Consider the following 12,581-nt stretch of genomic DNA (forward strand, 5'->3'; position numbering starts at 1 on the left):
AGCCGATGCTGAACGCTCCCTCGGGCGGCTCGGGCGACGCCACCGCGTCGAGGTCGCGCACGACCGGCGCGGCCCCGGTGAACCGCCGTAGCGACGCGCCGTGTTCGACCCGCGCCGGAAAGGCGTCCGACGCGGTCCGGCGCGCCAGGGCGGCCGTGTCGATCGGCGCGTGCGAGGCGAGGAGTACGGCGTTGCCGAACCGGCGTCCGCGCAGCACCGACGGCTCGGCGATCAGCGCCAGCTCCTCGAACACCGAGGCGAAGGTGGCCAGTTGGGACTTCAGGAAGGTGAAGGGCGCGCCGTCGGCGAGGTTGGCCGCGTAGAGGCCGTCGGCTCGTAGTGCCCGCTCGGCGAGGCGCGCGTACTCCACGGACGTCAGATGGGCGGGCACCCGCGATCCGCCGAAGACGTCGGCGATGAGCAGATCGACCGAGCGGGCCGGTGCCGAGGCGAGCCAGGCGCGGGCGTCCGCGCCGTGCACGGCGATCCCGGCGCCCGCCGGGAGCGGCAACTCCTCGGCGACCAGCGCCAGCAGCGCCCCGTCGGCGTCGACCACGTCCTGCGCCGAACCCGGCCGGGTGGCGCTCACGTAGCGGGGCAGGGTGAGGGCCCCGCCGCCGAGGTGGAGCACGGTGAGCGGGTCGCCCTCGTCGGCGGCGCCGTCGACGACATGCCCGAGGCGCCGCGTGTACTCGAATTCGAGATGGGTCGGTTCGTCCAGGTCGACATACGACTGGGGCGCGCCGTCGACCGTCAGCAGCCAGGCCCGTTCTTGGTCCACGTCGGGCAGCAGTCGGGCGGTGCCGCAGTCGACGGTCCGGACGACGGGGATCGCTTCGTTCACCGTCCCATTGTGCGCGCCGCGCCCGGCCGGCCCGACCGGGGCCCGTCTCCTCCCCCGTACGGAGGAGACGGGCCCGGCTGGATCCGGCCGTGTCAGATCAGCTCGGTGACGGTGCCCGCGCCGACCGTGCGTCCGCCCTCGCGGATCGCGAAGCCGAGTCCGGACTCCAGCGGCACGTCCCGGCCCAGCTCCACGGTCAGCGCGACCGTGTCACCGGGGCGGGCGACGGCCAGCTCACCGAGGTCGATGTCCCCGACCACGTCCGCCGTCCGGATGTAGAACTGCGGTCGGTAGCCCGTGGTCACCGGCGTCGTACGTCCGCCCTCCTTCGCCGACAGGACGTACACCTGCGCGGCGAACCGCCTGCTCGGTACGACGCTGTCCGGCGCGGCCACCACGTGGCCCCGGCGGATCGCGTCGCGCGGCATGCCGCGCAGCAGCAGCGCGACGTTGTCGCCGGCCTCGGCGGACTCCATCGGCTTCCCGAAGGTCTCCAGCGAGGTGACCGTGCTGAGCTGCGGCCCGGAGTCGGCGCCGAGCACCTCGATCCGGTCGCCCACGCGTACCGTGCCGCGCTCGACGGCGCCGGTGACGACCGTGCCGCGCCCGGTGATGGTCAGGACGTTCTCCACCGGGAGCAGGAACGGCGCGTCGGTGTACCTGACGGGGATCGGCACGTACGTGTCGACGGCGTCGAGCAGCGCCCGCACGGCCTCCGTCCAGCGCGGGTCCCCCTCCAGCGCCCGGAGCCCGGAGACCCGGACGACGGGGACGCTCTCCCCGCCGTACCCGTGCGCGCTGAGCAGTTCACGCACTTCCAGCTCGACCAGGTCGGTCAGCTCGTCGTCGCCCGCGTCGGCCTTGTTGAGGGCGACGACGATGTGGTCGACGCCGACCTGACGGGCGAGCAGCACGTGCTCGGCGGTCTGCGGCATGATCCCGTCGAGCGCGGACACGACGAGGATCGCCCCGTCGAGCTGCGCGGCGCCGGTGACCATGTTCTTGATGTAGTCGGCGTGACCGGGCATGTCGACATGCGCGTAGTGCCGGGTGTCCGTCTCGTACTCGACGTGCGCGATGTTGATGGTGATGCCGCGCGCCGCCTCCTCCGGGGCCCGGTCGATCCGGTCGAACGGCACGAACGTGCCGGTCCCGCTCTCGCTGAGGACCTTGGTGATGGCCGCGGTCAGAGTGGTCTTGCCGTGGTCGACGTGGCCCATGGTGCCGATGTTCAGGTGCGGCTTGGTGCGCACGTATGCCGTCTTGGGCATGGCTGACGTGTTCCTTCCAGGAACTCGAAGCGTGGTGGGACCCCCTGGGCCTTGCCGACCCTCCCCCTGTGGGGTCCGCCGGACGATCCGGGAAGGGTCAGCTTCGGGCGCCGTCGAGCAGCGCCGCCGCGGCGGCCTCGGCCGCCGCCGCTTCGGCGTGCGCCGCGAGGAATGCGGCAGCCTTCGGCGCGTCCGCGACTGCGGACGGCGCTGCGAGGAAGGCGTACCGGACCATGTGGTCGATGATGTCCGACGGGCGACGGGGCGTCGACCGGTTTTCCCGCGCCCTGTTCGCCGGGGTCAGAGGTGCTTCAGGGCCTCGCGTACGGAGAGCGGGGAGAGCCGGTCGCGGGCGCCCGCCACGAAGTCCTGGACGGCGGCCGGGTCCGTCTTGGCGTACTCGCGCAGGCACCAGCCGATCGCCTTGCGGATGAAGAAGTCGGGGTGCCCCGATTGCCGGAGGCAGTAGCCGAACAGCCGCCCGGTGTCGGTCGCCTCCTTGTAGGCGAGCTGGTGCAGCAGCGCGGTGCGCGCGATCCAGAGGTTCTCGTCCTCGATCCAGATGTCCATCTCCTTCACCAGCGGGCGGTCGGCGGCGACCAGCCCGCCCGCGAGATGGGCGGCGAGGAGGTCGACCGTGTCCCACCAGGGATCGGTGGCGACGAGATGCCGTACGACGGGGAGAAAGCCGGAGGAGAGCCGCCCGACATGGCGGCGGAGGTAGTCGACCGCGAAGTACCGGTACTCCCGCTCGGGCAGCTCCCAGCAGCGCAGCGCGATCGCCACGCAGTCCCTCTCGTCGGGACGCGGCAGCGAGGCGACCACCCGCCGTGACAGCGCGCGGCGTTCGGGGGTGGGGATGCCGAGGAAGGGGGCGACGCCCTTCATGTACGCGACGGACCGCTCGGCCCGTACCGGATCGGCTGCTGTGGCGTATTCGACCGTGAGCCGTTCCAGGACGGTGTCGGCGAGCGCGCTGGGCGGCGGTGCGAGGGTCATGACGTGCAGGGTAGGGGCTGCCACTGACAACGCGGGGCGGGCCGCGTACGTCTCCGGAGGAGGCGCTCGCACGCCCGAGTGGCGGTTGTCTCCCGGCTCTTGACGACGATCAGCACGCTTCGTCGGTTAGTCTCCCCGAATGCTCGACCCTGTCGACAGGCCGTCCGCCGGCCTCACGGTCCGCTGGACGAGGGTGCTGCTCTCACCCTGGTCCAGGCTCGCTCTCCTCGTCCTCGTGCTGGTGTGCGCGGGGATCGCGGTACTGGTCTACGAACCGCAGAGATTCATCTCGGCGGGCTGGCCGCAGTTGAGCGGCGGCGCCGCGGTGGTGCTGTTCGCCGCCGCGTACGGGGTGTGCACGGCGGCCTTCGTGCCGCGCCCGCTGCTGAATCTCGCGGCGGGCGCGCTGTTCGGTACACAACTGGGCCTCCCGGCGGCCGTCGCGGGCACGGTGCTGGGCGCGGGCATCGCCTTCGGCCTCGGCCGTTTCCTCGGTCAGGAAGCGCTGCGTCCGCTGTTGCGGGGCCGCTGGCTGATCGCGGCGGACGGGCAGTTGAGCCGGCACGGCTTCCGGTCGATGATGGCGATCCGGCTGTTCCCCGGGGTCCCGTTCCAGGCCGCCAACTACTGCGCGGCGGTGTCGCGCATGGGCTGGCGGCCGTTCCTGCTGGCGACGGCGCTCGGGACGATCCCCAACACGGCGGCGTACGTGGTCGCGGGGAGCCAGGCGGGCTCGCCGACGTCGCCGGCGTTTCTGATCGCGATGGGTTTCATCGTGCTGACGGGCGCGGGGGCGGCAACGCTGGCCTGGCGCAAACGCCATCGCCTGCGCCCGGGTCCGGGTCCGGGCCCGGCGAACGAGGCCCCCGCGGAGGAGCGGATACCCGAGCCGGTGGGCTAGGCAGTGTCCGGTGGCGTAGCGCCTGTCCGGTGGCCGGGGCCGTGCAGGCCCGGACCGGGATCCCGACGTCGTAACCGATGGCCGTGCGGCCGTGGATGCGATCACCGGGGCGGCGGCCGTACCCGCCCTGGTCCGCGTAGCCGTCGAGGAAGAGCAGGGAGCACGGGACGCGGCACCACCGCCCGCTCCGCGTCCCGGCGGGCTCGCCGATGACGTGGGAGCGCAGCGGGAATCGCCGGGGACGGCCACCGAAGGTGGCCGTGGCTGTGCGCCCGCCTGCCGGGCGTCGGAGAACGGTGCCGGGCACCGGTCGGGTCCCGCGCACCCGTAGCGGTGCCGCCCGCCGGCCCGGGTGTTGGCGTCCTCGCCCGTACCTGCGGAAGCGAGGTCTCCGTTTACCGCCTGCGCGGCGCGCCCAGCCCCAGGTCCCCGCCCGCCGGCACCGCCGAGAAGCGGGCCACGTCCGCCGCCGTGACAGCCGACAGCTCCTCCGGCGACCACCTCGGCGTCCGGTCCTTGTCGATCACCTGCGCCCTGATGCCCTCCACCAGGTCCGGCGTCCGCAGCGCCGCGCACGACGCGCGGTACTCCGCGTCCAGCGCCTCCTCCAGCGTCCCCAGGCCCCGCGCCCGCCGCACGGCCGCCAGCGTCGCCTTCAGGGCCGTGGGGGACTTCGTCAGGATCGTCTCCGCCGTCTGCTTCGCCACGTGGTGCCCACTGGCGAACAGCCGGTCCACGATCTCCTCCACCGAGTCCGCCGCGTAACACGCGTCGATCCACTCCCGGTGCGCGGCCAGTTCCCCCTCGGGCGGCGCCGTCGCATGGCGCCCTACGGCCACCGGCACGTCCGTGGAGGCGAGTTCGCCCGCCAGCTCGGACAGCCGCTCGGCGGGGACGAAGTGGTCGGCGAGCCCGCAGAGCAGCGCGTCGGCCGCGCCCACCGCCGCGCCGGTGAGGGCGAGATGCGTGCCGAGTTCGCCGGGTGACCGGGAGAGCAGATACGTACCGCCGACGTCCGGTACGAGGCCGATGCCGGTCTCGGGCATGGCGATCCGCGAGCGTTCGGTGACGATCCGGACGTCGCCGTGCGCCGAGACGCCCACGCCGCCGCCCATCACGATGCCGTCCATGAAGGCGACGTAGGGCCCCGGGTGGCGCGCGATGCGGGCGTTGAGGCGGTACTCGTCGCGCCAGAACGCGGGCGACGCGGCGCCGCCCGTACGCGCGTCCTCGTGGATCGCCCGGATGTCGCCGCCCGCGCAGAGTCCGCGTTCCCCGGCGCCGTCGATGACCACGGTCATCGACGACTGGTCCCGCTCCCACTCGGTGAGGGCGGCGTCGATGCGCGACACCATGGCGTGGGTGAGGGCGTTGAGCGCGCGCGGCCGGTTGAGCGTGAGCCGCCCGACGCGTCCGTCGCGCCGTACGAGAACGGTCTCGTCCTCCTTGGGAGGTCCGTCCGTCACCGTCCGCCCCCGTCGGCCCCGGCCGGCAGGTCCAGCGCCTCGACGATCCGCTCGGCGGCCAGCGTGGCCGTCAACGAGCCCGCCCGTACCTCCTGTTCGAGCACGGGGGCGAGCGCCCGTACGCCCGGATGGCTCCGCAGCCGGTCCAGCAGCTGGTCACGGACCATCGACCAGGTCCAGTCGACCTGCTGGTCGCTCCGCTTGTGCTGGAGGCGTCCGCTGGTGTCGAGGACCTTGCGGTGCTGCTCCAGCCGCTCCCAGACGGTGTCGAGCCCGGTCCCCTCACGGGCGCTGCAACTCAGCACCGGCGGGGTCCACGCCGCGTCGGCCGGGTGCATCAGCCGCAGCGCGCCCGCGAGTTCACGCGCGGCGGACTTCGCGTCCCGCTCGTGCGGCCCGTCGGCCTTGTTGACGGCGATGAGGTCCGCCAGTTCCAGCACGCCCTTCTTGATGCCCTGGAGCTGGTCGCCGGTGCGGGCGAGGCTCAGCAGCAGGAAGGAGTCGACCATGTTCGCGACGGCGGTCTCCGACTGGCCGACGCCGACGGTCTCGACGAGCACCACGTCGTAACCGGCCGCCTCCATCACGATGATCGTCTCGCGGGTCGCCTTGGCGACACCGCCCAGCGTGCCCGCCGTGGGCGACGGCCGCACGAACGCCGCCGGGTCGACGGACAGCCGCTCCATACGGGTCTTGTCGCCGAGGATGGAGCCGCCGGTCCTGCTGGACGACGGGTCGACGGCGAGGACCGCGACCCGGTGCCCGAGGCCGGTGAGCATGGTCCCGAGGGCGTCGATGAAGGTGGACTTGCCGACACCGGGCACACCGCTGATGCCGATCCTGCGTGCCGTGCCCGAGTACGGCAGCAGCGCGGTCAGGAGCCGCTGGGCGAGTTCCCGGTGGTCGGCCCTGGTGGACTCCACGAGGGTGATGGCGCGCGCGACGGCCGAACGGGAGCCGTCGAGCACACCCTTGACGTACGCGTCGATGTCGATGGTGTTCCGAGGTGCCACCGGCTCACCGCTCGTGACCGAGAGCGGCGGTCAGGGTCGTGAGCAGATCGAGCGCGGCGTCGGGGATGACCGTGCCGGGCGGGAAGACGGCGGCCGCGCCCGCGCGGTGCAGTTCGTCGATGTCCCCGGGCGGGATCACGCCGCCGACGACGATCATGATGTCCTCGCGGCCCTCCTTGGCGAGTTCCGCCCGCAGGGCGGGCACGAGCGTGAGGTGCCCGGCGGCCAGCGACGACACCCCGACGATGTGCACGTCGGCCTCGACGGCCTGCCGCGCCACCTCGCCGGGCGTCTGGAACAGCGGGCCGACGTCGACGTCGAAGCCCAGGTCGGCGAAGGCGGTCGCGATGACCTTCTGGCCGCGGTCGTGGCCGTCCTGGCCCATCTTGGCGACCAGGATGCGCGGGCGCCGCCCCTCGGCCTTCTCGAACTCCTCGACGGCGCCACGGGTCCGCTCGACCGCCGGTGACGTGCCGGCCTCGTTCCTGTACACACCGGAGATGGTACGGATCTGGCCGGAGTGCCGCCCGTACACCTTCTCCAGGGCGTCGGAGATCTCACCGACGGTGGCCTTGGCGCGTGCCGCGTTCACGGCGAGGGCCAGCAGGTTGCCGTCGAGGTCCCGGCTCGATCCCGCCTCGGCCGCGCCGGTGAGGGCGCGCAGCGCGTCCTGGCAGACGGCCTCGTCGCGCTCGTCGCGGAGCCGGCGCAGCTTGGCGATCTGCTGCGTCCGTACGGAGGAGTTGTCGACCGAGCGGACCTCGATCTGCTCGTCGGTCTCCACCAGGTACTTGTTGACGCCGATGACCGGCTGGCGCCCGGAGTCGATCCTGGCCTGGGTGCGGGCCGCCGCCTCCTCGATCCGGAGCTTGGGGATTCCCTCCGCGATGGCCTGGGCCATGCCGCCGGCCGCCTCGACCTCCTCGATGTGCTGCCAGGCGCGGCGCGCGAGGTCGTACGTGAGCTTCTCGACGTACGCGCTGCCGCCCCACGGGTCGATGACCCGGGTGGTGCCCGACTCCTGCTGGAGCAGCAGCTGGGTGTTGCGGGCGATGCGCGCGGAGAAGTCGGTGGGCAGGGCCAGGGCCTCGTCGAGCGCGTTGGTGTGCAGCGACTGGGTGTGGCCCTGGGTGGCGGCCATCGCCTCGACACAGGTGCGGGGGACGTTGTTGAAGACGTCCTGTGCGGTGAGCGACCAGCCGGAGGTCTGTGAATGGGTGCGCAGCGACAGGGACTTGGCGTTCTGCGGGTCGAACTTCTTGACGAGCCTGGCCCAGAGCAGCCGTGCCGCGCGCAGTTTCGCGATCTCCATGAAGAAGTTCATGCCGATGGCCCAGAAGAAGGAGAGCCGGGGCGCGAACGCGTCGACGTCGAGGCCCACGTCGAGTCCGGCGCGCAGATACTCGACGCCGTCGGCGAGGGTGTAGGCCAGCTCCAGATCGGCCGTCGCGCCGGCTTCCTGGATGTGGTAGCCGGAGATGGAGATGGAGTTGTAGCGCGGCATCTTCTTCGAGGTGTACGCGAAGATGTCGGAGATGATCCGCATCGAGGGCTTCGGCGGATAGATGTAGGTGTTGCGGACCATGAACTCTTTGAGGATGTCGTTCTGGATGGTCCCGGCCAGCTTCTCGGGCGGCACGCCCTGTTCCTCCGCCGCCACGATGTAGAGGGCGAGGACGGGCAGGACGGCGCCGTTCATCGTCATCGACACGGTCATCCTGTCGAGCGGGATGCCGTCGAAGAGCTGGCGCATGTCGTACATCGAGTCGATGGCCACGCCGGCCATGCCGACGTCACCGGTCACGCGCGGGTGGTCGCTGTCGTAGCCGCGGTGCGTCGGCAGGTCGAAGGCGACGGACAGGCCCTTCTGCCCGGCGGCGAGGTTGCGCCGGTAGAAGGCGTTGGACTCCTCGGCGGTGGAGAATCCGGCGTACTGCCGAATGGTCCACGGCTGGTTGACGTACATCGTCGGGTAGGGGCCGCGCAGATACGGCGCGATGCCGGGGTACGTCCCGAGGAAGTCCAGGCCCTCCAGGTCCTGCGGGGTGTACAGCGGTTTGACGTCGATGCCCTCGGGTGTGTTCCAGACGAGGTCGGCGTCGCTCCTGCCGGTGCTCTCCTTGACGGCGGCGCGCCACTGTTCCTCGTGTCCGTCCGGGGCCGTCGCGGGCCCCAGGTCGATCGCGGTGTAGTCGGGGACGGTCATCGCGCCACTCCCAGGTGGTCGAGGGCGGCCGAGAGTACGGCGACGGCGTCGACGCCCACGGCGACGAACTCGTCGACTCCGGCCCGGGTGAGGGTCTCGCGTTGTTCGCCGGGGCGACCCGCCAGGTATACCCGGGTGGCGCCGGCCGATTTGAGTGCCGCGGCGACCTGTTCGGCCTGTTCGGCGTAGAGCGGGTCGCTGGAGCAGAGGCAGGCGATGGCGGCGCCGCTGCGGGTGAGCGCGTCGGCGACGGTGGTGGCGTCGACGGTGACCGGGTCGTGGACCGGTTCGATGCCGCCGGACTGGAAGAGGTTCGACGCGAAGGTCACGCGCGCGGTGTGCGCGGCGGCCGTGCCGAGCGCGGCCAGCAGGACGCGGGGGCGGGTGCCGGTCGCGGCGAGGTGCGCGTCGGAGCGGGCCCGCAGGGTCTCGAAGGCGTCGTCGCGGTGGACGGTGGGCAGTCCGCCGGCCGGGGCCGGGGGCGGTGCGTCGCGTACGACGGGTGCCTCGGCCAGTTGGGGGAACTCGCTGACGCCGGTGACCGGTTCGCGGCGGCGGGCCAGCTTCTCGGAGCGGTCCGCCCAGGTTCCGGCGAGGCGTTCGGCGATCAGGCCGGAGCGCAGCGCGGCGCGCTGGCCGCCGGCCCGTTCGATCTCCTGGAACCAGGCCCAGGCGGCGTGCGCGAGGTCGTCGGTGAGCCGTTCGACGTACCAGGAGCCGCCCGCCGGGTCGATGACCCGGCCGAGGTGGGACTCCTCGATGAGGATGGTCGAGGTGTTGCGGGCGATCCGGCGGGCGAAGCCGTCGGGGAGTCCGAGGGTGTGGTCGAAGGGCAGCACGGTCACGGAGTCGGCGCCGCCGACCCCGGCGGCCAGCGAGGCGACCGTGGTGCGCAGCATGTTCACCCACGGGTCGCGACGGGTCATCATCACCGAGGACGTCACGGCGTGCTGGCGCTGCGCGGCGCCGGCCGGTCCCGCTCCGCCGACCTCGGCGACCCGGGCCCACAGCCGGCGCGCGGCGCGCAGCTTGGCGATGGTGAGGAACTGGTCGGCGGTGGCCGCGTACCTGAACTCCAGCTGGCCGCAGGCCGCTTCGACGGGGAGTCCGGCGGCATCGAGGTCACGCAGCGCGGCGACGCCGGCGGCGAGCGAGCAGCCGAGTTCCTGGACGGCCGAGCCGCCCGCCTCGTGGTAGGGCAGGGCGTCGACGACGAGGGCGCGCAGTCCGGGGTACTCCCGGTGGCACAGCTCGGCGAGTTCGGCGGCGGCGTCCTGGAGTCCGGGGGTCTCGTCGCCGGTACGGGCGAGGCGGCCGACCGGGTCGGCGCCCAGGGTGCCGCGCGCCTCGGCGCGTGGGACCTCGCGTTCGTCGTACAGACGCAGCAACTCGGCCGCGGCGGCGGGGAATTCGTCGCCCGCGTCGAGCGCGATCGGGGCGAGGTCGAGATAGACACCGTCGAGGGCTTCGGCCAGTCCGGAGACGGGCACGCCGGCCGCTCCCGCCGCCAGCCACAGCGAGGTGGTGCCGTTGGTCAGGTCGTCCAGTACGGCTTCGTTGGTGCGCGCGGGGTCGGTGCGCGCGTGGCGCTGCCGTACGTCCCAGCCGCCGGGTGCCGAGCCGCCGTGGGTGCCGCCGCGGGTGAAGGGCGCGAAGCCCGGCAGGCCGCCGTCGCCCGGGTCGTCGGCGGCGGTGTAGAGGGGACGGGTGGTCAGTCCGGCTTCGATCGGGGTCGACAGTGCGTCCTCGGCGGCGGTTCCCGAGACGTCCCGACCGGATTTCCGGAGTACCCCTTCCACCAGACCCTGCCACTGCTCATGGGTCGGTGCGGGGAACTCGGCTGCCAGCGATAGCCCGCTGTCGGGCAGGAGCGTCATGCCGAGATGTTAGGGCAGCGCAATCGGCGGTTAGCAGGTGGAACTGATGTGACCTTTCCCTCGCCCCCCTACGCCCCCTGACTGCTCCCCGAAGCGCTCCCGCCGCCGTCTTGTCTCCTCGTATACTCGCCGGTTCCGCGTATTGCGCGCCGGGGGCAGGGGGTTGGCGCCGTCCCGTAATCCGCAGCGGCTACGCTGCCCCAGACCGGCGCGTGACGGCCCTTTCACACACCCGCGCAGATGAGCGATTTCCGCGTGCCGGTTTCTCAGTCCGCAACCCGCCACTGCCCCGTGTTCACACCGGCCGGTGCACGATCTTTTCTGGATGGCGTAGCACCCAATGTCTTGGTTCGAATCACTCATCCTCGGACTCGTCCAGGGGCTGACCGAGTTCCTGCCCATCTCCTCCAGCGCGCATCTGCGGCTGACGGCCGCCTTCGCCGGCTGGCACGACCCGGGTGCGGCGTTCACCGCGATCACCCAGATCGGTACGGAGGCGGCGGTCCTCATCTACTTCCGCAAGGACATCGCCCGGATCGTCTCGGCCTGGTCCCGTTCGCTGACGAACAAGGCGATGCGCTCCGACCACGACGCGAAGATGGGCTGGCTGGTGATCGTCGGTTCGATCCCCATCGGTGTGCTCGGGCTGGCGTTCAAGGACCAGATCGAGGGGCCGTTCCGGGATCTGCGGCTGATCGCGACGACGCTGATCGTGATGGGCATCATCCTCGGCATCGCGGACCGGCTGGCGGCGCGTGACGAGAGCGGCGGCAAGCACCGCGCCGTCAAGGAGCGCAAGTCGCTGAAGGAACTGGGCGTCAGGGACGGTCTGATCTTCGGGTTCTGTCAGGCCATGGCGCTGGTTCCGGGTGTCTCGCGGTCGGGTGCGACGATCAGCGGTGGACTGCTGATGGGCTACACCCGTGAGGCGGCGGCGCGTTACTCGTTCCTGCTGGCCGTCCCGGCCGTACTGGCCTCGGGGGCCTTCGAGTTGAAGGACGCGGGCGAGGGGCACGTCTCGTGGGGGCCGACGATCTTCGCGACGATCATCGCCTTCTTCGTCGGATACGCCGTCATCGCGTGGTTCATGAAATTCATTACCACCAAGAGCTTCATGCCGTTCGTGATCTACCGGATTCTGCTCGGTATCGCGCTGTTCATCCTGGTCGGTACGGACACTCTGAGCCCGCACGCGGGCGATTCCGGCGGCTGACCGGACGGAGCAGGCCGCGCCGGGGCACACACTGAGGTCATGAGTAACTACCAGGGACCGGCGACCCTTATCGTCGGCGACTCCGAGATCTCGGTCGTGGCCACCCTCAGTGGCGACCGGTCCGGCAAGCTCGGGTCCTGGGGCGGCAGCGTCCAGACCGAGGGGGCGGCGGACGGTCTCTACGAGCCCTCGGCCGACGACGGCATGCGGATCCGACTGCCCGACGGGCGGGAGGGCAGCGTGCTGGCCACCCGTACCGCCATCGGCAGCGGGCGGATGAGAATCTCCGGGAGCGGCGACATCCCCTTCTGACACCGCTCCGGCCGCTCCCCACCGGGCAGTTGTGTGCACACGGTGTGCCGAAGGACACGTTTGCCCGTCGCACGGCTCCACACCGCCGGACGGCGGGCAGAACCCTTGGTGGCACTGGGATCGGAGCTGACGCTCCGTGGGGTTGCCCTGTCGGCGTGTGAGCTATGCCGCTCCCCGAACGGTCCGGGAACCTCACGGCGGCCCGTACGGTTGCCGTATGTCCACAACTTCCTCCTCCGCTCCCGCGGCGTCCGGCGCCGTCGCGGCCAACGAGCGCATCCGCGCCCTGGTCGACGCGGCCGACGGCACGTGGCCGGCCGAGGAGTACGAAGTCCTGCTGCTGGAATGGGCGGCGGCGCTGCACGACTCGGTCGACGAGGCCGCCTAGGTCCTGTCTTCAAAGTAGCGCCGTCCGCCCGTAGGGCGGGGCCTGCGCCCGCCGCGGAGCGGCTGATGTCTCGTTGGTGCGGTGCATCGCA

Annotated in this window: 12 protein-coding genes; 4 read left to right on the forward strand and 8 right to left on the reverse strand. The window is 71.9% G+C overall.

All coding sequences use genetic code 11. The features are described 5' to 3' along the window. The 4 genes from ACFUN8_RS34470 to ACFUN8_RS34485 form a co-directional block, all read right to left on the reverse strand. Window positions 1-844 (reverse strand): spermidine synthase (locus tag ACFUN8_RS34470; RefSeq protein WP_383646578.1); only part of this gene is annotated, 844 nt, incomplete at its 3' end. A gap of 92 nt (window positions 845-936) precedes the next feature. Beyond that, the gene (tuf, locus tag ACFUN8_RS34475) at window positions 937-2,115 is read right to left on the reverse strand and encodes an elongation factor Tu (protein WP_383646581.1); all 1,179 of its coding nucleotides are present in this window, start codon (window positions 2,113-2,115) and stop codon (window positions 937-939) included. A 97-nt stretch (window positions 2,116-2,212) separates the two neighbouring features. Continuing rightward, window positions 2,213-2,350 carry a hypothetical protein gene (locus ACFUN8_RS34480; protein ID WP_383646584.1) on the reverse strand — a complete coding sequence of 46 codons (138 nt, stop codon included), beginning with the start codon at window positions 2,348-2,350 and terminating at the stop codon, window positions 2,213-2,215. Window positions 2,351-2,415: 65 nt separating this feature from the next. After that, a complete protein-coding gene (locus tag ACFUN8_RS34485) occupies window positions 2,416-3,114 on the reverse strand; it encodes a DNA alkylation repair protein (protein WP_383646587.1) in 699 nt (232 codons plus the stop codon). A gap of 139 nt (window positions 3,115-3,253) precedes the next feature. On the opposite strand from ACFUN8_RS34485, the gene ACFUN8_RS34490 reads away from it, so the two are divergent. Further along, window positions 3,254-4,015: a TVP38/TMEM64 family protein gene (locus tag ACFUN8_RS34490; RefSeq protein ID WP_383646590.1), complete on the forward strand. Its 762-nt coding sequence runs from the start codon at window positions 3,254-3,256 to the stop codon at window positions 4,013-4,015. A gap of 395 nt (window positions 4,016-4,410) precedes the next feature. On the opposite strand, the gene ACFUN8_RS34495 is transcribed toward ACFUN8_RS34490, so the two are convergent. The 4 genes from ACFUN8_RS34495 to ACFUN8_RS34510 are packed head-to-tail and all read right to left on the reverse strand — an operon-like array spanning window position 4,411 to window position 10,577. Beyond that, the gene (locus ACFUN8_RS34495; RefSeq protein WP_383646593.1) at window positions 4,411-5,481 is read right to left on the reverse strand and encodes an enoyl-CoA hydratase/isomerase family protein; all 1,071 of its coding nucleotides are present in this window, start codon (window positions 5,479-5,481) and stop codon (window positions 4,411-4,413) included. Beyond that, a complete protein-coding gene (gene meaB, locus ACFUN8_RS34500) occupies window positions 5,478-6,494 on the reverse strand; it encodes a methylmalonyl Co-A mutase-associated GTPase MeaB (protein ID WP_383646595.1) in 1,017 nt (338 codons plus the stop codon). The genes ACFUN8_RS34495 and meaB overlap by 4 nt, the downstream gene beginning before the upstream one ends. A 4-nt stretch (window positions 6,495-6,498) precedes the next feature. Next, a complete protein-coding gene (scpA, locus tag ACFUN8_RS34505; RefSeq protein ID WP_383646598.1) occupies window positions 6,499-8,700 on the reverse strand; it encodes a methylmalonyl-CoA mutase in 2,202 nt (733 codons plus the stop codon). Beyond that, window positions 8,697-10,577: a methylmalonyl-CoA mutase family protein gene (locus ACFUN8_RS34510; protein WP_383646601.1), complete on the reverse strand. Its 1,881-nt coding sequence runs from the start codon at window positions 10,575-10,577 to the stop codon at window positions 8,697-8,699. Before ACFUN8_RS34510 ends, scpA begins: the two co-directional genes overlap by 4 nt. Window positions 10,578-10,917: 340 nt before the next feature. On the opposite strand from ACFUN8_RS34510, the gene ACFUN8_RS34515 reads away from it, so the two are divergent. The 3 genes from ACFUN8_RS34515 (at window position 10,918) to ACFUN8_RS34525 (ending at window position 12,490) form a co-directional block, all read left to right on the forward strand. Further along, window positions 10,918-11,790, forward strand: coding sequence for an undecaprenyl-diphosphate phosphatase (locus ACFUN8_RS34515; protein WP_383646604.1), 873 nt, complete (start codon window positions 10,918-10,920; stop codon window positions 11,788-11,790). Window positions 11,791-11,829: 39 nt separating this feature from the next. After that, window positions 11,830-12,102 (forward strand): DUF4873 domain-containing protein, encoded by a 273-nt coding sequence (locus ACFUN8_RS34520; protein ID WP_382571351.1) that lies wholly within the window; start codon window positions 11,830-11,832, stop codon window positions 12,100-12,102. 217 nt (window positions 12,103-12,319) lie between these two features. Then, window positions 12,320-12,490: a hypothetical protein gene (locus ACFUN8_RS34525; RefSeq protein ID WP_023543147.1), complete on the forward strand. Its 171-nt coding sequence runs from the start codon at window positions 12,320-12,322 to the stop codon at window positions 12,488-12,490. Window positions 12,491-12,581 lie beyond the last annotated feature (91 nt).

The sequence above is a fragment of the Streptomyces sp. NPDC057307 genome (assembly GCF_042667665.1).
GTDB lineage: Bacteria > Actinomycetota > Actinomycetes > Streptomycetales > Streptomycetaceae > Streptomyces.